A 19,692-nucleotide genomic window follows, 5' to 3' on the forward strand; every position below is an offset into this window, starting at 1 on the left:
GATAATCAGATTCATCGCATGGGAACAAGCTTAGCGGAATCGCTTGGTTTGGCCGGGGGCGACGCGACGCTAAGATCGTGGCTCGATCCGTCACCGAATTCCCATGAGTATTTATATCGACGACGCCCAACGCCGCACCATCCATCAGCTTCGCGCTTCATGGCGCTGGCGCAGCGAATGGCCCACGTGGCTCCTGATCGTGGCCCTGTATGGCGGATGGTTTGGCACGGCGCTCAATGCACGCGCCCTTGGCGTGCCGCTCGCCGTCGGGATCCTTGCGGTGCTTTCCTGCCTTTATCTTTCGTTGCAGCACGAATTGCTGCACGGCCATCCGACCCGCTTTCCGTTGCTCAACGCGTCGTTCGGCATTGCGCCGCTCGCGGTGTGGTTTCCGTACGCGGTGTATCGCGAGTCGCATCTGCGCCATCACGACGACGTTCATCTCACAGATCCCGATCTGGATCCGGAAACCTATTTTGTATCGGCGGAACGCTGGCGCGACGCGGGGTTCATCGTGCGTGGCCTGCTCACGTTTCGCAACACGTTCATTGGACGCATTGTGCTCGCGCCCTGGTTTTCGATTGCATCGACGCTCGGTTCGGCAATGGTCGCAATTGCGCGCGGCAACGCCCGGATGGCTGGCGCATGGGCGCTCCATCTCGTGCTGCTCGGTCTGCTTGTCACGTGGCTCGACCGTTATTGCGGCATCAGTCCTCTCGTTTTCGTTTTCGGCGTGGGATACCCGGCGCTGGCCCTGAGCGCAATCCGCTCATTCCAGGAACACCGCGCAGCCGATAAAATCAGTGAACGCACCGTCATCAACGAAGCATCGTGGTTCTGGCGGCTGCTGTTCCTGAACAACAACTTCCACTCGGTCCATCATGATCTGCCGGGCGCGCCGTGGTTCGCGTTATCGGCGATCTATCATGACGAACGCGATGCTTACTTGCAGCGAAACGGCGGCTTTATCGTGCGGGGTTATCAGGAATGGATGGTCCGGCACGGCGTAAAACCGGTAGCGCCGGCGCTGCATCCGCTGCATGCCCGCGCCGATCAGATCGCGCTCGCCGAACTCGCAGCTGCCAAGGACGCAAAATCCGGAGTCGCGCAAGCCGTATAAGGGACAACGAACCTGCATGAAATGGCTTGCGGCTTTACCGATGTACAACGTCACACCAACGCTCGCCGGGGACTGGCGCGTGCTGCTGGAACACGTGCGCAGTCAACTGCGGCCGTGGCTCGACGCTCGCGGCGATACGCTGGAGCTGGTCGATCCCGACACATCGCTGACCGAATTCTGGCTGCGCGACGACGTGCTCCTTACCCAGACCTGCGGTTATCCGCTGATGCACGCGCTTGACGGCCGCGTGCAGCTAGTCGCGACCCCGATTTTTTCCATCGATGGCTGCGCGAACGGGGATTATCGAAGCGTGCTGGTCGCGCGCAAGGCGGCGAGCGTGACATCGCTCGAATCCAGTCGAGGCCAGCGCGCCGCCTATAACAGCGACGACTCCAACAGCGGCATGAACCTGCTGCGCCACGCCGTTGCGCCATTCGCGAATGGCCGTGCGTTCTTCTCGTCGCTGGTCGAAACCGGAGGGCATCTGGCGTCGCTCAAAGCGCTTGCCGACGATCGTGCCGACATTGCCGCCATCGACTGCGTGACCTTCGCCTTCGTGCGCGAACATCTTCCAGCACTCGCCGATGGCGTCATCGAGATTGGCGTGACGGCCTCGTCGCCGGGCTTGCCGCTGATTGCGTCGAAGAGGGTTCCGGCGGATGGAATCGATGCGCTTCGAACCGCTCTTTCCCGCGCCCTCACCCAGGATGCACCGCTGGCAACGCGCCTCAAACTCGGCGGCTTCGCGCAGCGTCAGTTGAGCGATTATTCGGCGATCATCGATCTCGAATCCGACGCCGCGAGGCACGGCTACCCTCGCCTCGCCTGAGGGCGGTCACGGCAGACTTTCAAGACTTTCGGCACAATCGGCATTTAGCCACGCGTTCGCGGTGCGCGCTCACGGTGTGTTTTCGTCCGCCGCACGCACAGCCGCCCGCTCGAAGTCACGGAAGCCGCAATGATCCCCTTTTCAGTTCTCGACCTCTCACCGATCCCCGTCGGATCGACCGCCGCCGATGCGTTTCAACATTCACGCGAGCTCGCCCAGCACGCCGAAAAACTCGGCTACCTGCGCTTCTGGCTGGCCGAACATCACAACATGACGGGCATTGCGAGCGCCGCGACATCGGTTGTGATCGGACACGTTGCCGCAGGCACCAGCACGATTCGCGTCGGCTCCGGCGGCGTCATGCTGCCGAACCACGCGCCGCTCGTGATCGCGGAGCAGTTCGGCACGCTCGCGTCGCTGTTTCCGGGGCGCATCGACCTGGGACTGGGCCGCGCGCCCGGCACCGACCAGACGACGGCTCGCGCGCTGCGTCGCGACCTGCACGGCAGCGCCGACAGTTTTCCCGACGACGTGGTCGAGCTGCAGCGCTATTTCGCCGAACCGGTCGAAGGCCAGCGCGTACGCGCGGTGCCGGGCGCGGGGCTGGAAGTGCCGATCTGGCTGCTGGGGTCATCCACGTTCAGCGCGCAGCTCGCCGCCGCGCTCGGGCTGCCGTTCGCATTCGCCTCGCATTTCGCGCCGGATTACCTGCTGACAGCACTGCAGGTCTACCGGTCGCAATTCCGCCCATCTAAGCAACTGGATCGTCCTTACGCGATGGTCGGCGTCAACGTCTTCGCCGCCGATACCACCGCCGAGGCGGAGTTCCTGTTCACATCGTTGCAGCAGCAGTTCATCAACCTGCGCCGCGGCACGCCGGGTCAGTTGCCCCCGCCCGTGAAACAGATTCCGTGGAACGACGGAGAACGCGCGGGCGTCGATCATTCACTGGCATGTTCGGTAATCGGCGACCAGCGGGAAGTGGAAGCAGGACTGGCGTCGCTGATTGAACAGACGCAGCCCGACGAACTGATGGTCACCGCGCAAATCTACGATCAGGCTGCGCGGCTGCGCTCGTTCGAAATCACGGCGCAGGCACGCGCCGCATTGTCGTCGTAAAGCATCACTTCGGGCTGCGTTCTTTCAGGATGGAACGCGGCGCAGCGAACCCGCGTTCAATACTGGACGGGTATCGTTTTGACAAGCAATAATAAGGTCAGTGACCTCACGACCCGGCGCGCAATGCCCGTTTTTAGTGCCTGACGCGTTGACGAAGGGTCTCGACAACAAGCTGTCGGATTATTGGAAGGGAGAGAGAGAATGGCCAGAAGTCCCGCCACAGGATCCATGACCTTGCTGACGGAGCGTGATGAGGCAACCGGTCAGGAAGTGCGTACGTTGCGTCTCGAGCCGGCTGCGGATGGCAAGGCTGTTCTACTGATTGAAGTCGACGAACGGAAGGCAGGCATTCATCGTGAAGTGCGTTATGAAATCACGCCGGCGGAACTGATTGCTGCAATTCGCGCGCATGGCGCGGAACTGCCAGGCGAGCAACATAATCGCTAAAATGATTTAGGCATACAATAGCGGCATTCGGCGCTATCATTTCCTCGTGGCGCCCGCGGGTGTCGGGACAAATTGTTAAATGCGCGGCTGGGTCGAAGGTGTTTCTGAAACAAGACCAGCCGCCAGTCGTGCACCGATCTGGTCGTGAGCTTTCAGCCGCTGAATCGGCAACTCATCGCTTTGCACCGATCTCAACCACAGTAACCAGTTTGTAGAACCGCATTCGCAGCAACCCATTATTGGTTGTTGCGAGTAAGGCGGCGATTTGCGGTATTACACTAATTGACGCGTGCCATTCAGCGCGCCACGATTTTAGTCAACCCACTTATTCCTCGAGCCGCCCCGGTCCGCGCGGGCAGATGGCTCGCCTTCAAGAAAGTAAAAGCTGAATCAGGACAGCCGTGGACGAAAGAAAGCGAGACAGCATCATTGCCTATTTGCGCAGCCGAATGGCTGAGTTTGGCATTTCCGAAACAGCACTGGCCGAAGCATTGGCCGAAGCGCAGGCTTCTGTTACTCCTCCCCCATTGACGAAGAGTTCGAGCGCCACAAAGCGCGCGCTACCTTCCATGCCTCAAATGCCTGAGAACGCCAACGGCGCTACGCCGGTATTCAGGAATGCAAGCGGCGACACGTGGGACGGAGAAGGTGAAATGCCAGAGTGGCTCAAACGCGCTGTGCATGCCGGGCAAGATATAGAGTTCTACAGGGTTTGAAGCTGCTGGCTCAGTCGCTGGATTAGTCGCTTCGGGACTGCGGGCTTCAGGCGTGTCAGGCTGCAACCTGCAGACTGACCAGGGACGGCGTTGCCTTGTCCACGGTGGAACCATCTACTTTCATTAAACCGTCTGAAACGCCCCGAAGGGCGTTTGCAGCGGCTATTGCCAAACGCTCTAGAAGTTGAAGTTATCGATATTCGATGAATCGAACGTCGTCGGCGGTCCGAGTACGACCTCACCGCTCTTGCCTACCGTGCGCTTGCCGAGCTTGCCCGCTTCGAAGCTGTCGCCTTCCTTCCCGGTGATCGTGCCCGACGCGAGGTTGGCTGCCGCGTACGCCGCGAGATAACCGAGTTGACCCGGGTCCCACAACTGGAACGCCGTGACGGTGCCGTTCTTCACGAACGCGCGCATCTGGTTCGGTGTGCCGAGGCCCGTGACCATCACTTTGCCTTTGGCCGGCGACGTCGAGATATAACGCGCCGCTGCCGCGATACCCACAGTGGTCGGCGAAATGATGCCCTTAAGGTTCGGATATGCCTGCAGCAAGCCCTGCGTTTCGACGAACGATTTCTGGTCGTCGTCATTGCCGTAGGCGATCTTCACGAGCTTCAGCTTCGCGTACTCAGGCTTCTTCAACTCCTCCTGCATGTACTTGATCCAGGTGTTCTGGTTGGTCGCGTTCGGCGTGGCCGAGAGAATCGCGAACTCGCCCTCGCCGCCCACCAGTTTCGACAATAGCTGGATCTGTCCACGGCCGATCGCTTCCGAGTTCGCCTGGTTCACGAAGATCTGGCGGCCGTCGGGCGCAGTATCGGAGTCGAACGTCACGACCTTGATGCCTTGCGCCATCGCTTTTTTCAGGTACGGAACGACTGCGTTTGCATCGTTGGCGGCCACCACGATCGCGTTCTGGCGTTGCGTGATCAGCGTGTTGATGTATTGCACCTGCGACGACGCGCCCGCATCCGATGGTCCGACCACCTTGCCCTGCCCGCCCATCTCCTTGATTGCGGCAAGGCCGCCTTCATCGGCGATCACTTCATACGGGTTGTTGATCTGCTTCGGCAAGAAGGCGATCTTCAGGTCCTTCTTCAGATCAGCGGCGGCCGCACTGATCGGCACTGTGGCCGCCGCGGAGATCGCGATCAGTGCGGCGCATAGCACCGGACCGCGAAGTGAGTGAAAGGGTTTGAACATGCTTGTGTCTCCTGATGTCGCGCGCCGCTCCGTTTTTTTGGAGTCTTCACGCTGGTTTTAAAAAGCCAACTTTCATCAAAGCGTCTGCGTCATCAGGCGCTTTTCGCGCATGACACGTCAACGTGCAACAAGATTCGGGATCAACACCGACGACAGCAACAGGCCGCCGGTCACAATGGTCAGCGTTTCGCTGGAGACGTCGGACAAAGTCAGCGCATTGCGCAGCACACCAATGATCAGCAACGACAACAGCACGCCGATCATCGATCCTCTTCCGCCGAAAATACTCACGCCGCCGAACAGCACGGCCGCGATCACGGACAACTCGAAGCCTTCGCCATTGTCGCCGCGCGCGCTCGTGAAACGCAGCGTGTAGACAATTCCGGCGAGCGCGCTCATCGCGCCAGAGAGCATGAACAGCTTGATCTTTGTACGGGCTACATCGATGCCGGAGAATTGCGCCGCAACCGGGTTTGCGCCTATCGCGTAGAGGCTGCGGCCGAAAGGCGTGGCCTGCAACAGCACGGTAAAAACGATCGCTCCGATGATCACGAGCACGAAAGGCATCGGCAGGAAAGCGGCGATGGTGTCGATGCCAAACGATGTGTAAGAGGCAGGGAAATCGGCCACGGCCTGATCGCCGAGCAGCACGTACGCAAGCCCGCGAAAGAGCGCCAGCGTGCCGATGGTGACCGCAAGCGAAGGCAGGTTGAAGCGCACGATCACGAGGCCGTTGAAGAGCCCGGCGAGCGTCCCGGCAACCATTACGATGGCAATCACGAGCGGCATCGGCAGGCCCATGTGCCAGAGCACGCCCATCAGTGCGCTCGATGCGCCGAGCACCGACGCCACCGACAAATCGATCTCGGCCGCGACGATGATCAGCGTCATCGGCAAGGCGATCAGCGCGATCTCGGTGAAGTCGGCGAGCATGTTGGAGAGATTGGCGCTCGATAAAAACTCGGGCGACAACACGCGGCCCAGGACCAGCGCGAGCACGAGGACCGCAACGAGCATGGTCTCCCACGAGAGATGGCGCCGCTTGGTCAGCGCGAGTGCAGAATCGGGTTTAGCCATGATCGCGTTTCCTCATCATGCGCCGTGCGACGGAACGCGCCAGCATTGTGTCGAGCGCGATCGCCGCAACGATCAGCGCGCCTTGAATTGCTTGTTGCCAGAACGGCGACACGCGTAGCACCACGAGCGCGATATTGATCACGCCCAGCACGAGCGCGCCGAGGGTCGCGCCCATGATCGTGCCCACGCCGCCCGTGATCGCGACGCTGCCGACGACCGCCGCAGCCACGACCTGCAACTCGATGCCTTTCGCCGTGCTGGCATCGACGGTGCCGAAACGGGCGAGCCACAAAACCCCTGCCAGACCCGCAATCGCGCCCGACAACAGAAAACCGATCATCACGCGGCGCTCGACCTGGATGCCCGCGAGACGCGCGGCCTCGGGGTTGGAGCCGATCGCGTAATGCTCGCGGCCACCGCGATATTGCTTGAGGTAGATGCCGATCACGACAAGCACCACCACTGCGATCAGCACGAGATTCGGAATGCCCAGCAGCGTGCCCGTGGCGATGCGCGAGAAGGCATCGGGCAGGCTCGTTGCGTTGATCTGGCCGCCGTGGACCCACGCGTAATCGGCACCCCGTACGATGTACAACGTGGACAGCGTCGCGACCAGAGACGGCACACGCCCAAACGTCACGAGCGTCCCGTTCACCGCGCCGATCAAAAAGCCGATCGCGATCCCTGCAAGCATCGCGAGGATGATGGGCATATGCGGGAACATCACATAAAGCGCGCCGACGGAATATGCGCTCACGCCAACCACCGACGCCACCGACAAATCGATGTGCCGCATCAGCATCACGACCGTCATGCCGGCGGTCAGCAAGCCGATGATCGATACGTTGAGCAATACGTCGCGCAGGTTCTGCAGATTGAGGAACTCGGGTTTGACTGCTGCGGTGGCCGCTATCAACGCAATCAGCACGACAAACAGCGTCGCCTCGCGGCTGCGAACGAGTTCCGCGAGCACATTGCGGCGCTTCGGTTTGGGTGCGTGCACGGCCGGCATCGCGGGAGAATGTCGGGTCATCATGCGGCCTTCCCTAGCGTCGATGGCAAAGCGCCGAGCGCCGCGCTCATCACGCGTTCTTCGTTGGCATCGGCGCGTGGAATGTCGGCGCTGATCCGGCCTTCGTGCATCACCAGGATGCGGTCGGCCATGCCGAGGACTTCCGGCAACTCGCTGGAAATCATCAGGACCGCCATGCCTTCACGGACCAGATCGGCAAGGGTCTTATAGACTTCGGCTTTTGCACCGACGTCGATACCGCGCGTCGGTTCATCGATGATCAGCACTTTAGGGCCTGTGGCAAGCCACTTTCCGAGCACGACCTTTTGTTGATTGCCGCCCGAGAGCGTGCCGACGGGCGCATCCAGATCGCTCGCCTTCAGACGCAGGCGCTTGCCCCAATCGGAGGCGAGATTGGTCTCGCTACGCGCCGAGATCAGCCCGTGCTTGACGAGCCGGCCAAGTACAGTGAGCGACGCATTGCGCGCAATGCTCAGCCCCAGAGCCAGGCCCTGCGCGCGTCGGTCTTCGGGAACAAGCGCGAGTCCCGCGCGAACCGCGGCTTGCGGACGGCCGAGTTGCAGCGTCTTGCCCGCGATCTTTACTTCACCCGCATCCACCGGATCGATACCGAAGATTGCCCGCGCGACTTCGCTGCGCCCCGCGCCGACCAGTCCCGCTAAAGCGACGATCTCGCCCGCGTGGACATCGAAGGAAATATTCTTGAAGACGCCGTCGCGCGTGAGGCCTCGCACCGAAAGACGAACCTCGCCCGGCGGAACATCGGCTTTCGGATAGAACGTATCGAGATCGCGTCCAACCATCTTGCTCACGATGGAATCGATGGTCATGTCGGTGGTCATCGAGTCGAAAACCTTCATGCCGTCGCGCATGATGGTCAGGCGCTGCGTCAGCGCAAAGACTTCATCGAGCCGATGCGTGATGAACAAGATGGCGGCATCGCGTTCACGCAATGCACGCACGATTGCAAACAGACGCTCGACTTCCGTCAACGACAACGCCGCGGTGGGTTCGTCCATGATGAGCACGTTTGCATTGAGCGACAGCGCCTTGGCGATCTCGACCACTTGCTGGTCAGCGATCGACAAACCGCGCACCAGACGTTCAGCACGCAGATTGACGCCCAGCGATTGCAGCAGTGCATCGACTTCGCGATTCATCTCGTCGTAACGAATCCGTCCGATGCGATCGCGCGGTTGACGCCCCATGTAGATGTTTTCGGCGATCGAAAGGTCCGCGAACAGCGTCGGTTCCTGGTAGATCACGGCAAGGCCTGCGTCGCGTGCTTCAGCGGGATTCGCGAACGTGCGCGCCACGCCGTCGACGAGCAATTCGCCCGAGTCCGGCTGATAAACGCCCGCAAGCAACTTGACCAGCGTCGACTTGCCCGCGCCGTTTTCGCCAAGCAGCGCGTGCACCTCTCCTGGCCATAACGCGAGGCTGCCGTCGCCGAGCGCGCGCACGCGCCCGAACGACTTGCTCGCGTGCCTCAACTCCAGCCGAGGCGTTTGATTCGTGCTCATGCCTGTCTCCTTCAGATGCGATAGATTCGCTCTGCGTTGCTTTTGAAGAGCGCATCTTTTTCTGTATCGCTGAAATGCTTCACGATAGACGCATACGCCTTCCACAGTCCTTCATACGTGGCGAACAACCGGTCCACCGGAAAGTTCGATGCGAACATCGACCGGTCGCAACCGAATGTATCGATGGTTTCGAGCACGTAGGGACGAAAGCTTTCCACGGTCCATTCGTGATCGAACATTGCAAGGCCGCTGACTTTTACCGCTACATTCGGGCGTGCTGCCAACGCTTTCATGCCGTCACGCCATTCGGCCTTGCCTTCGGCGGAATCACGATCCACGCACATGCCCGCATGGTTCACGATGAACTGCGTATCGGGATGCTCTTGCGCCAACTGAGCCGCTTCATGCATCTGCGACGGGTAGAGCTGCAGATCGAAGGACAGCGAATACTGCTTCAACAGCGCGAAATTCGTGCGCCATTGCGCATCACGCATGAAGTGCCGGCTTACGTAGTTGTAGAGCGGGTTCGAATGCACGTTCAATATCTGGCGAATGCCGCGCGTGTTCTTGAACGCCGCATGCGCCTCGAGAATTTCATGCGCGTTTTCCGCCGACAGATCCGCGCCCGCCACGATTGCGTTGGGCAAGCCGCGGCCTTCGTTATCGGCGACTTGCTGCAGCCAGCGCGTCTCTTCGACGGGGTCGTCCGGATCGTGATTCGCGTCCACATGCACGGTCTTCAGCACCTGCACCGAGCCCGTCTCGCTCAAATAATCCTTGATCAGATAGTCATGCTTCAGGTCGCGTGCGTCGCCCACGAACGACTTTCCCGGGCTTGCCAGCCACGGATAGTGATGCGTCTTCAAATCCCAAAGATGAATGTGCGGATCGACAACCTGCATGAATATGTCCTCGTGCCGAAAAGCTGAAAGCGAGCCAAAGCGTATTGACTGTAGATACCGGGCGTAATCAGGGAAGATGGAAAACCGGCACGAGCGCGGCCTGCACCGGCGAGCGGTCGGGATTCGTTTCCATGAGTTCGGCCATGCTGTCCCACCATTTGCGCATCACGGGCAAATCGGGCAGCGCGTCCATGCCGTGATCGGCCGCACGCTTGAGCGTGGCGAAGAGCTGGCCGGTGGGTTCGTCGAGAAAGATCCAGTAGTCGCGCACGCCGGCGTGCCGCAAGGCTTCCACCAGCTCGGGCCAGATCTCGCGATGACGCCGCTCGTATTCATCGCGCATGCCCGGCTTGAGGGTCATCCTGAACGCAATCGTCTCCATTGCGGCTTGCCTTTTATAAGTGTTGAAGCTACGGCGTAGCGTCGTTTGGCTACGACTATAATTCGCCGACTGATAACATGACAATCCGAAGTCAGGATCAGCCGATCGCAAAACCGAATCGCAGGCCGGAGTTCCTCGCGGAGTGCCAATGACCCAGAACGTGTCCCAGATCGCCCTCGTCAATCGCCTCAAATTCAAGCACCTTGCGCTGCTGGTCGCGCTCGATGACGCCCGCAACCTGCATCAGGCGGCCGAAATCATCAACGTCGCACAACCCAGCGCCAGCCGCATGCTGAGCGACATAGAGGAAGCGTTCGGCTTCCTCCTGTTCGAGCGCAACGCGCGCGGCATGCAGCCCACGCCGCTTGGCGTCACCACGCTCGCCTACGCGCGCCGCTCGCTTGCCGACCTCACCCGCTTTGCCGCCGACCTGGAAAGCAAGCGGCGCGGCGGACACGGACAACTCACGGTCGGCGCGATCATGGGCGCCGCGCCCGATGTGCTCGCCATGGCCATTGCGGAACTCAAAAGCGAACGGCCGCTGCTCAATGTCCGCATTCTTGGCGAAACCAGCGACCAGGTCGTGCAACTGCTGCATCGTCGGGAAGTGGATCTTGCGCTCGGCCGCCTCACCACGCCGCTGCAACACAACGACTTCGATTTCGAACCGCTTTCCCGTGAAGCGATGCGTCTTGTCGTGCGCGCCGGTCACCCGCTGGGCAAACAGGCATCGCTTTCACTTGATGCGCTGATCTCATGGCCGTGGATACTGCAGCCCATCACGAGCCCTGCTCGCGCCTTGTTCGAAGAAGAGCTTGCTCGTGCAAAACTTGCATCGCCTTCCAACATAGTTGAATGCGCATCGATCTTCGCAACGTTGCAGCTTCTGCAAAACAGCGACGCCGTGGCGATGCTGCCTGAATCAGTGGTGCGCGACTATTTGCGCGCGCATCTGCTGGTCGAACTGCCCATTGAAATCGGCAAGAGCCTTTCGGGCTTCGGCCTTCTGCGACGCAAAAACGAAACGCTCAGCGAACCCGCCGAATACTGCATTGCATTGCTGCGCAAATACTCGGCGGGTTCATTCACTGAAACTCACTGAAGGTTGACGAACAAACCGCCATCTACCAGTAACGATGCACCCGTCACGTACCGGGCGCGGTCGGACGCGAGAAACGTCACGCATTGTGCGACGTCGTCGGGCTGACCCAGACGTCCCAGCGGAATGCGCTTTTCCATGTAGGCGCGCTTTTCGGAATTGGCTAGATCTTCGGCGTTCAGGTCGGTGGCGATCGTGCCGGGCATCACCGAATTGCAGCGAATGCCGTAAGGTCCCAACGCGATCGCGCACGATTGCATCAGCGAATGCACGCCCGCCTTGGTCGGCGTGTAATGCGTCTGCATCGCGCCGCCAACCAGTGCGCTGATCGAGCTCGTCGCGACAATCGCGCCGCCCGTTCCCTGCAACTTCATCTGGTTCGCTACCGCCTGCGTGACATAGAACGCGCCGTTCAGGTTCACGCCGACCGTCGCTTCATACACCGACGCCGGCATGTCCAGGAATGCATGAAACGGGCAGATGCCGGCGTTGCTTGCGAGGACATCCACGTGACCGAATGCATCGACAGCGTGCTTCACCAGTTCGATACCCGTCTCGCGCTCGGCAACATTGCCTTCCACCGCAATCACACGCTGGCCGAGTTGTTCGATCTCGCCGGTGACTTCTTCCACAGCGGATAAACGTCCGTATGAGCGGTCGTTATCGCCCCAGTAATTCAGCACGACGTCCGCGCCTTCCTTCGCGCACGCCACCGCGATCGCGCGGCCAATGCCTCGCGATGCGCCGGTCACGATCACCACTTTGTTCTCGAGCAGCACGATTAACCTCAATAGGCTCAGTGTGTATAAGGACGCGTCAGCGTGCATTCGGGATTGAGCCGCACGCCGAAACCCGGCGTCTCCGGCACCTTCATCCGGCCATTCACGGGCACGGGTTCATCCAGCAAAAGCGGGTTGAACATGGGCACGACTTCATCGGCTTTGGGCGCCATCATCAGGAACTCGGCGAACGGCGAGTTATGTCTTGTGACCACGAAATGATAGCTATATACCGATGAACCATGCGGCACGACAAGCACGTTATGCGCGTCGGCAAGCGCCGAGATCTTGATCAGTTCCGTGATGCCGCCGCACCAGCCCACATCGGGCTGCACGAGATCGGCGCAACCCATTTCAAACAGCATACGGAAACCCCAGCGTGTGGCTTCGTGCTCGCCGGTCGTCACCATCATGCCGCGCGGCACCGAACGGCGCAGTTCGGCGTAACCCCAATAGTCGTCGGGCGGCAGCGCTTCTTCAATCCACTTCAGGCCATGCTCTTTCGCTGCATGCGCAAGACGTGTGGCGTAGTTCAGGTCGAGGCTCATCCAGCAATCCAGCATCAGCCAGAAATCGTCGCCCACTTTCGCGCGCATATCGGCGAGCTTGGCAATGTTCTTCAGGAGCCCTTCTTCGCCCTCGGCAGGCCCATGTTGCAATGGCATCTTCCCGCCGATAAACCCCATCCCCTTCGCCAGATCCGGACGTGCGCCCGTTGCATAAAATTGCAGTTCGTCGCGAACGGGTCCGCCCAAGAGGTGAAATACCGGTTCCTTGCGCACCTTCGCAAGCAAGTCCCACAGCGCAAGATCCACCCCTGATATTGCGTTGAGCACGATACCTTTACGCCCGTAATAGAGCGTGGCGAAATACATCTGGTCCCACATCTTTTCGATGTCCGTCACGCGCTGGCCTTCAAGGAATCTCGCCAGATGCTTCTCCACGATGAACGCGCCGATCTCGCCGCCCGTGGTCACTGCAAAGCCGACGGTTCCATCGCTTGCTTCGATCTCGACGACCAGCGAGCCGAGCACGTTCAGGCCAAACGACTGCCGGCTTTGCCTGTACTCGGGATAACGCGCCATTGGCGTGGAGACGTGGTCATCGATCCAGTGATCGGCGCCCTGGTCGTGGTAGTCGGCGCCGCCGCCGCGAACGGTGAACGCGCGGACGTGGCGAATGGTAGGCATGGACATGATCGGACTCCGTTTAAGTTCTGGTGTTCAGGATGCTTTGGCGCGTTCGCCAGGTGTGTAAGCAGATGTCCGCGCGGGTCGCACAAACACGATGATGGCTATCGCGGCGAGCACGGCAACGACGCCGAGAAGCACGAGGCCGGCGCTCGTTGAATCGTAGAAACGCTCGGCGCTCGTACGGATCATCGGCGCGACGAAACCGCCGAGGCCGCCGAGCGAGTTGATCAGCGCAATCGCGCCCGCCGCCGCAGCGCCCGTCAGATAATGCGTCGGAAAGGTCCAGAAGAGCGGCTGCGCGGCAATCAGTCCGCTTGCGGCAAAACACAGGGCGATCAGCGAAATCAGCGGCTGGCCCGCGAGCCCCGAGATCGCGATACCCAATCCCGCCACGACCAGCATCACGACAGCGAGACGCCTGTGCTGCGCGTGACGATCCGCGTAACGCGGCACGATCCACGTGACGAGCACCGCGCACAGCCACGGAATCGCCGTCACGAAGCCGACCTTGGCGCCGACATGCGCGCCCATCAGCGCGGCCACCTGTTGCGGCAGATAAAAGATCACGCCATACACGGACATCTGGATCAGGAAATACACCGCCGACAAAATCAGCACGCGCGGATCGACCAGCGCGGCAAACACGGAACGCGGACCATGCGCGGATGCGGTCGCCGCGTCCTGGTCGAGTCGCGCGATCAGCAGGCTGCGTTGGTTTGCATCGAGCCAGCGCGCCTTGGACGGATCGTTGTCGAGATACCAGAACGCCCAGATTCCCACGAGCGATGCCAGCACACCTTCGACCAGAAAGAGCCATTGCCAACCGGCAAATCCGAGCGCGCCGTGAAGGTCGAGCAACGCGCCCGACAGCGGACTGCCGAAGATGAACGCGAGCGGCGCGCCGAAATAAAACACGCCCAACGCCCTTGCACGCGCGGATTGCGGAAACCATCGCGTGAGGTAATAGACGATGCCGGGGAAAAATCCTGCTTCCGCCACGCCGAGCATGAAGCGCAAGACGTAGAACGCCGTGGCCGTATGCGCGAACGCCATTGCCGCCGACACAAGCCCCCATGTCACCATGATCCGGCACATCCAGAGCTTCGCGCCCACGCGATGCAGCAGCAGGTTGCTCGGCACTTCGAAGAGTGCATAACCCACGAAGAACACACCCGCGCCGAATGCGAACGCGGCGTTCGACAAACCCGTATCGTGCTGAAGCGCTTTCTGTGCGAAGCCGATGTTCGCCCGGTCGAGGAACGCAAGCATGTACATCAGCAACAGGAACGGCAGCAGGCGACGCATCACGCGAGCGGTGACGGCGTCCTCCGCATTTGCGGGATCGCTCATGCGTGTCTCCGGATATTGTTATGTCGCGAGCAACGCCCGCGTGAAGCACAAAGCTTTAGTAAGTCGCGCGTCCGCCCGACAGATCGAACACCGACGCCGTGCTGAATGCGCAATCCTCGGAACTGAGCCACAGGATCAGCGACGCCGCTTCTTCCGGCAGAAGGAAGCGGTTCATCGGGATCTTGGAGAGCATGTAGTCGATGTGCTGCTGCGACATCGAATCGAAGATCTCGGTCTTGGCAGCAGCCGGCGTCACGGCATTCACGAGAATGCCGCGCGTGGCGAGTTCCTTGCCGAGCGACTTCGTCAGTCCGATAAGACCCGCCTTCGAAGCGCTGTAGTGCGATGCGTTCGGGTTGCCTTCCTTGCCGGCCACTGATGCAATGTTCACGATACGCCCATACCCTTCCTTCAGCATATGCGGCACGATTGCGCGGCAGGTGAGATACGGGCCGATCAGGTTCACGTCGATCACGCGGCGCCAGACATCGGGCGCGAGTTCCCATGTCGTGCCGTTGCCGCCCGTGATACCGGCGCAGTTGATCAGCACGTCGATCTTGCGATGCGCTTCCAGCGTCTGCTGAACCGCCTGTTCAACCGATGTTTCCTCGGTCAGTTCGACCACGGCGACGCTCACCTTGCCGCCATTCGACAGTTCGCCACGGGCGCGTTCGAGCCGCTCGGAATCGATGTCCCACAGCGCGACTTCAGCGCCCGAAGCCAGCGCGCGTTGCGCCACCGCATAACCGATACCGCGTGCGCCGCCGGTAATCACAACGGTCCGTCCGGCCAGATCGATCTGGTTCATCGTGTCTCCTTGTGTTGGATGTTTTCTGCTGTTGCAAGCACTATAGGGGCCAAGTCATAGCCGAACAATCCGAGTATTCGATGATGCGATAGCGAAAGCGGATCGCAGCGCGGTGATAGCATCGCTGTCACTACTCGGAAGTCAGGGTAACAACATGCGGAGTGGACATGCCGGAAGTCATCGAACACACGGTGTTTGCCGAGGGGCGGCTTTCAATCGGCTTGACCCTGCCGATGCTGTCGTCGGGCAACGCCGTAGCCGACTTCGATGAACAGATCGCGTTGGCCCGCCTCGCAGACGAGCTTGGCTTCGCCGCGCTGTGGGTGCGCGACGTGCCGTTGAACAGCAGCGACTACCCGGACCCGGTCGGGCATCTCGATCCCTGGGTATTGCTTGGCGCGGTAGCGTCGCACACCAAGAACATCGCGCTCGCCAGCGGCGCAATCGTGCTGACGCTGCGGCATCCGCTTCATATCGCGAAGGGTGCGATATCGGTGAACACACTGAGTAGAGGGCGATTCATCCTGGGCCTTGGCTCCGGCGATCGTCCGCATGAATACGCGGCGTTTGGCATCGATGCGAACGAGCGGCGGGAGGTGTATCGGCGGCATTGGGATACGGTCGCGGCCGCGATTGGCCGCGAACCAAGGGTCATTCCGGACCAGTCGCCGCCGGACGCGCCCGGATTCTTCCTGTTACCAACATCGGCGACACCCGTTCCGATGATCGCCGTCGGTTCAGGCGGCCAGAGCGTCGACTGGATTGCACGCAATGCGATCGGCTGGATGACGTATCACCGAGAGCCGGAAAAGCAGCGCGCGAGGTACAGCATGTGGAGGGCGGCGGTCGATCGCGTCGCGCCGGGCGAGTTTCGGGCGTTCGGCGTGGCGATGGGGCTCGATCTCGCCGCCGATCGAAACGAAGCCGCCGAGCCTCGCTCGCTGGGATACCGGACGGGGAGCAACGATCTCATCAGGATTCTGCGAGAGATGCGCGAGAACGGCACGCATCACGTCACGCTGAACCTGCAGGCATCGAAGCGCCCAACGCGCGAGATTCTTGAAGAACTCGCGGCGGAGGTACTGCCTGAGTTTCAGATCCGGGCGTGAGGCGGCGGGGATTCGCCGCAGCGGTATCTGGCGTCGAAGTAAGGGTGTTCGAACGCTCAGACGTGGAAGAACTGCGCCACCAGCGTCGCGCCCAGGAACGTTCCCGCATTCGCCACGAACGAAACCAGCACGATGCGCCATCCCAGCCGGCGAAACGCGGGGATGTCCTTGGCAATCGAGAGGCCTGCAAAGGTCAACATGGGCGTGGTGATGCTGAGAAAATCGTTCTGTGCGCTGTACGCCGATATCTGTGACGCCCACGGACACCACGGTGACGTCAGGAACATCGCGACTATCGAGACCCAGCAGACCGCCGGGATCTTGCGTCCGCTCACTGTGTAGATGGCGTCGCCAACAATGGTCGCAAGCACCATGATCAACATGCCGGGGAAACCGGAAAACGGCGTGGTGCCGTGCGTGATCCAGTCGCAACCGAGTGCGAACACCGCCGTCACGCCCCACGCGACCAGCTTCCCGCGATAACCCAGCTCGGGCGCGGCGGTTTCGACATCGCCGAGCTTCGGACGCTCGTCTTCAATGACCTTCGATGCATCCGATGCCTTGCTCGTACGCCCGATCAGCGGCTCGAGAATGCGGTATCCCCACACGGCCATCGGCAACGAAATGAAGAGCGTGAAGTAGGTGCCGACGGTCGTCGTGATCAGGTTGCTCGCGGCGGCAAACGTCAGCACGGCCTTCGCCATTTCGGGCGTCTGCTGTGCGGCGATTGCACCCGATGCGGCGGCCATCATGCTGCCCGACCCAACACCCGAACCCATTGCAAGCGCAAGCGGATGGAAGATGTTCAGGCTTGCGACAAAGCCCGCAAAGATCGCGATGAACACCGCGCCGAAGACCGTCCCCGTCAGATACTCGGCAAGCACGCCGCGACCTTCCGGCGAGTCCATGCCGTACTTTTCGCCGATGATCGCAAGACTCGGTTCGCGCCCCACGGAAAAGGTCGCGCCGATCGCCTCGCGCTTGATACCGAGCAGCAAAGCAAGCGGCAAACCGAGCAGGATGGTCCCGACGAAATGCCCGAGCTCCTGGAACGCCAGCGCCCAGCCCGACGCGGCGAGCTTCGGCAACGCACCGCCCACCAGCAATCCCAGCTTGGCGACAAACAAGAGAAGCGCAGGCTGCAAAACGGCCGCCGCGAGGAACTGCGTCTTGACGTCGAGCCGCGCGGCGCCGCTCCATCGGCCACTTGCCAGACCTAGAGCGGCGCCGAGAAGAAGCGCCCAGATCATGGGGAGAAGAACGACTTTTCCCGGCCCGACCTTGAACGTGAACGAGCCGATGAATTCGGCAATGAGCAGGATGACTGCTGCATAAAAGAAGAGCTTCGCGCTCCTCAAGCCATCACTGCCCCGTTGTTGCGCAGCCACCGTGCTTGCCATTGTTTTTCTCCTTTATGTCCTCTTGTCTTCCCGCTTCGGTCCAACGCGGGAAGGCATGTTGCCTTATAAAACAATTCAAAGATAGCCGAATGCAGTTGCCGGTTCTTTAGCCGTTTCAACCCACACGCTCTTGGTCTGCGTGTACTCGTACAACGCTTCCACGCCGCTCGAACGTCCGTATCCACTCATACCATAGCCACCGAACGGAGACGCGACATTAATGGTTTTATAGCCATTGATCCAGAACGTTCCGGCATTGACCTGACCCGCCACGCGATGAGCACGGCCCACGTCGTTGGTCCACACCGCGCCGGCGAGACCAAACTCGGTATCGTTCGCGATGGCAAGCGCCTCTTCTTCGGTATCGAACGGAATGGCGGCCACCACCGGTCCGAAAATCTCCGTGCGCGCCACATCCATTTCGTTCGTGACGTTCGACAGCACCGTCGGCGAGACGAAGTAGCCGCCATCGGATCGCTCAGCCGATCCCGCTGCGAGCGTTGCACCCGCCTCCACGCCGCTTGCGATCATCTTCATCACATGGTTGTACTGGGTGACGTTATTGATCGGGCCGACTTCGGTGGCGTCATCGAGCGGAAGACCTACCTTGATCTTGCGCGCGCCCGCTGCGACCATGCCGACGAACTCGTCATAGACCGAACGCTGGACCAGGAGACGCGATCCCGCCACGCAACTCTGGCCGGCTCCGGCGAAGATCGCGGCTTGCGCGGTCAGCGCGGCGTGCTTCAGGTTGGCATCGGCGAAGATGATGTTGGCCGACTTGCCACCGAGTTCCAGCACGCAGGGCAGCACCCGTTTGGCCGCCGCTTCTGCAATGCGCACGCCGGTCGCGGGCGAACCGACGAACACGACTTTCTTCACTGCCTTGTGCGCAATTGCAGCTTGCGCAACGGTGTGTCCAAGACCTGCGAGAACGTTGATCAAGCCCTTGGGCGCACCCGCCTTTTCCGCGAGCATGGCAACGACGAGCGACGTAAAAGGCGTCATCTCCGACGGCTTCAGCAACACTGCATTACCCATGCAGATGGCCGGTGCAAGTTGCCATCCGCATGTGAAGACCGGCGCGTTCCAGGGCGTGATCTGCAAGACGGTGCCCGCCGGTTCGCGACGCGTGTAGTTCAGATGCGATGTCGGAACGGGGATCACGTCGCCGTAGAACTTGTCGGCCCAGCCGCCGTAGTACTCGAACATTTCCGCGACCTTGGCGACTTCGCCACGGCAATCGCGAATGGGCTTGCCAGAGCCCATCGATTCAAGGCGCGCGAGGTTTTCGGTATCGCGCCGCAACTCGCGCGCAATGTCGAACATCACGCGCCCGCGTGCGGCGTGCGTCATCGCCCACCATTGTTTCTGCGCGCGCTGTGCAGCATCCGCGGCGATATCGACGATGGCCGCGCCGCCATCCTTGTACGAAAGGCTCGGCTTGCCGGTGGCGGCATCGTAGAGCTGGATCAGTTCGCCCGTTCCTTCTATCAATTCACCGCCAACATACGATCCGATTGTCTTTGCGTTCGGGAAGAAATGCGCGAAGGCGGCCAACAGGTTTTCTGCTGCGTTGTCATCCATTTTGATTCTCCGGAAT

General features: G+C 60.9%; 19 protein-coding genes. 7 read left to right on the top strand and 12 right to left on the bottom strand.

What is annotated here, in order from left to right; genetic code table 11:
- Positions 1–103 precede the first annotated feature (103 nt).
- The 5 genes from AX768_RS27355 to AX768_RS27375 all read left to right on the top strand — a co-directional run bounded on the left by AX768_RS27355 (position 104) and on the right by AX768_RS27375 (position 4,231).
- The gene (locus AX768_RS27355; RefSeq protein ID WP_082779109.1) at positions 104–1,120 is read left to right on the top strand and encodes a fatty acid desaturase; all 1,017 of its coding nucleotides are present in this window, start codon (positions 104–106) and stop codon (positions 1,118–1,120) included.
- A gap of 16 nt (positions 1,121–1,136) precedes the next feature.
- The gene (locus tag AX768_RS27360) at positions 1,137–1,949 is read left to right on the top strand and encodes a phosphate/phosphite/phosphonate ABC transporter substrate-binding protein (RefSeq protein ID WP_062003192.1); all 813 of its coding nucleotides are present in this window, start codon (positions 1,137–1,139) and stop codon (positions 1,947–1,949) included.
- A gap of 129 nt (positions 1,950–2,078) precedes the next feature.
- On the top strand, positions 2,079–3,068 hold the full coding sequence (locus tag AX768_RS27365; RefSeq protein WP_062003193.1) for an LLM class flavin-dependent oxidoreductase: 990 nt from the start codon (positions 2,079–2,081) through the stop codon (positions 3,066–3,068).
- A gap of 201 nt (positions 3,069–3,269) precedes the next feature.
- Entirely contained in the window at positions 3,270–3,515 is a 246-nt protein-coding gene (locus AX768_RS27370) for a hypothetical protein (protein WP_062003194.1), read from the top strand.
- 401 nt (positions 3,516–3,916) lie between these two features.
- A complete protein-coding gene (locus AX768_RS27375; protein WP_056364829.1) occupies positions 3,917–4,231 on the top strand; it encodes an H-NS family nucleoid-associated regulatory protein in 315 nt (104 codons plus the stop codon).
- Positions 4,232–4,408: 177 nt separating this feature from the next.
- On the opposite strand, the gene rhaS is transcribed toward AX768_RS27375, so the two are convergent.
- From rhaS to rhaM, 6 genes are all read right to left on the bottom strand, one after another.
- On the bottom strand, positions 4,409–5,434 hold the full coding sequence (gene rhaS, locus AX768_RS27380) for a rhamnose ABC transporter substrate-binding protein (RefSeq protein ID WP_062003195.1): 1,026 nt from the start codon (positions 5,432–5,434) through the stop codon (positions 4,409–4,411).
- 117 nt (positions 5,435–5,551) lie between these two features.
- Positions 5,552–6,511, bottom strand: a complete 960-nt coding sequence (locus AX768_RS27385; protein WP_062003196.1) for an ABC transporter permease — start codon at positions 6,509–6,511, stop codon at positions 5,552–5,554.
- Positions 6,504–7,544: an ABC transporter permease gene (locus AX768_RS27390; RefSeq protein ID WP_062003714.1), complete on the bottom strand. Its 1,041-nt coding sequence runs from the start codon at positions 7,542–7,544 to the stop codon at positions 6,504–6,506. The genes AX768_RS27385 and AX768_RS27390 overlap by 8 nt, the downstream gene beginning before the upstream one ends.
- Positions 7,544–9,067, bottom strand: coding sequence for a sugar ABC transporter ATP-binding protein (locus AX768_RS27395; protein ID WP_062003197.1), 1,524 nt, complete (start codon positions 9,065–9,067; stop codon positions 7,544–7,546). Before AX768_RS27395 ends, AX768_RS27390 begins: the two co-directional genes overlap by 1 nt.
- Positions 9,068–9,078: 11 nt before the next feature.
- Positions 9,079–9,969: an amidohydrolase family protein gene (locus AX768_RS27400; RefSeq protein WP_062003198.1), complete on the bottom strand. Its 891-nt coding sequence runs from the start codon at positions 9,967–9,969 to the stop codon at positions 9,079–9,081.
- A gap of 67 nt (positions 9,970–10,036) precedes the next feature.
- Positions 10,037–10,351 carry an L-rhamnose mutarotase gene (rhaM, locus tag AX768_RS27405; protein ID WP_062003199.1) on the bottom strand — a complete coding sequence of 105 codons (315 nt, stop codon included), beginning with the start codon at positions 10,349–10,351 and terminating at the stop codon, positions 10,037–10,039.
- Positions 10,352–10,499: 148 nt separating this feature from the next.
- Between rhaM and AX768_RS27410 the strand changes: the two genes are divergently transcribed.
- Positions 10,500–11,453: a LysR family transcriptional regulator gene (locus AX768_RS27410; protein ID WP_062003200.1), complete on the top strand. Its 954-nt coding sequence runs from the start codon at positions 10,500–10,502 to the stop codon at positions 11,451–11,453.
- Here AX768_RS27410 and AX768_RS27415 read toward each other — a convergent pair.
- Genes AX768_RS27415 through AX768_RS27430 form a run of 4 tightly spaced genes read right to left on the bottom strand, consistent with a single transcriptional unit; the run spans position 11,447 to position 15,580 of the window.
- Positions 11,447–12,229 (bottom strand): SDR family NAD(P)-dependent oxidoreductase, encoded by a 783-nt coding sequence (locus AX768_RS27415; protein ID WP_062003201.1) that lies wholly within the window; start codon positions 12,227–12,229, stop codon positions 11,447–11,449. The two genes, AX768_RS27410 and AX768_RS27415, sit on opposite strands and share 7 nt — an antisense overlap.
- A gap of 17 nt (positions 12,230–12,246) precedes the next feature.
- A complete protein-coding gene (gene rhmD / locus AX768_RS27420) occupies positions 12,247–13,425 on the bottom strand; it encodes an L-rhamnonate dehydratase (protein ID WP_062003202.1) in 1,179 nt (392 codons plus the stop codon).
- A 27-nt stretch (positions 13,426–13,452) separates the two neighbouring features.
- Positions 13,453–14,772 (bottom strand): MFS transporter, encoded by a 1,320-nt coding sequence (locus AX768_RS27425; protein ID WP_062003203.1) that lies wholly within the window; start codon positions 14,770–14,772, stop codon positions 13,453–13,455.
- Between the two features lie 55 nt (positions 14,773–14,827).
- On the bottom strand, positions 14,828–15,580 hold the full coding sequence (locus AX768_RS27430; RefSeq protein WP_062003204.1) for an SDR family NAD(P)-dependent oxidoreductase: 753 nt from the start codon (positions 15,578–15,580) through the stop codon (positions 14,828–14,830).
- A 167-nt stretch (positions 15,581–15,747) separates the two neighbouring features.
- Here AX768_RS27430 and AX768_RS27435 point away from each other — a divergent pair, with 167 nt between their 5' ends.
- The gene (locus AX768_RS27435) at positions 15,748–16,689 is read left to right on the top strand and encodes an LLM class oxidoreductase (protein WP_062003205.1); all 942 of its coding nucleotides are present in this window, start codon (positions 15,748–15,750) and stop codon (positions 16,687–16,689) included.
- Between the two features lie 56 nt (positions 16,690–16,745).
- Here AX768_RS27435 and AX768_RS27440 read toward each other — a convergent pair whose 3' ends face one another.
- Positions 16,746–18,089, bottom strand: a complete 1,344-nt coding sequence (locus AX768_RS27440; RefSeq protein WP_062003206.1) for a DUF3100 domain-containing protein — start codon at positions 18,087–18,089, stop codon at positions 16,746–16,748.
- 75 nt (positions 18,090–18,164) lie between these two features.
- The gene (locus AX768_RS27445; protein WP_062003207.1) at positions 18,165–19,676 is read right to left on the bottom strand and encodes an aldehyde dehydrogenase family protein; all 1,512 of its coding nucleotides are present in this window, start codon (positions 19,674–19,676) and stop codon (positions 18,165–18,167) included.
- Positions 19,677–19,692 lie beyond the last annotated feature (16 nt).

Origin of the sequence: Burkholderia sp. PAMC 28687 (assembly GCF_001577465.1) — a bacterium.
Lineage (GTDB): Bacteria > Pseudomonadota > Gammaproteobacteria > Burkholderiales > Burkholderiaceae > Caballeronia.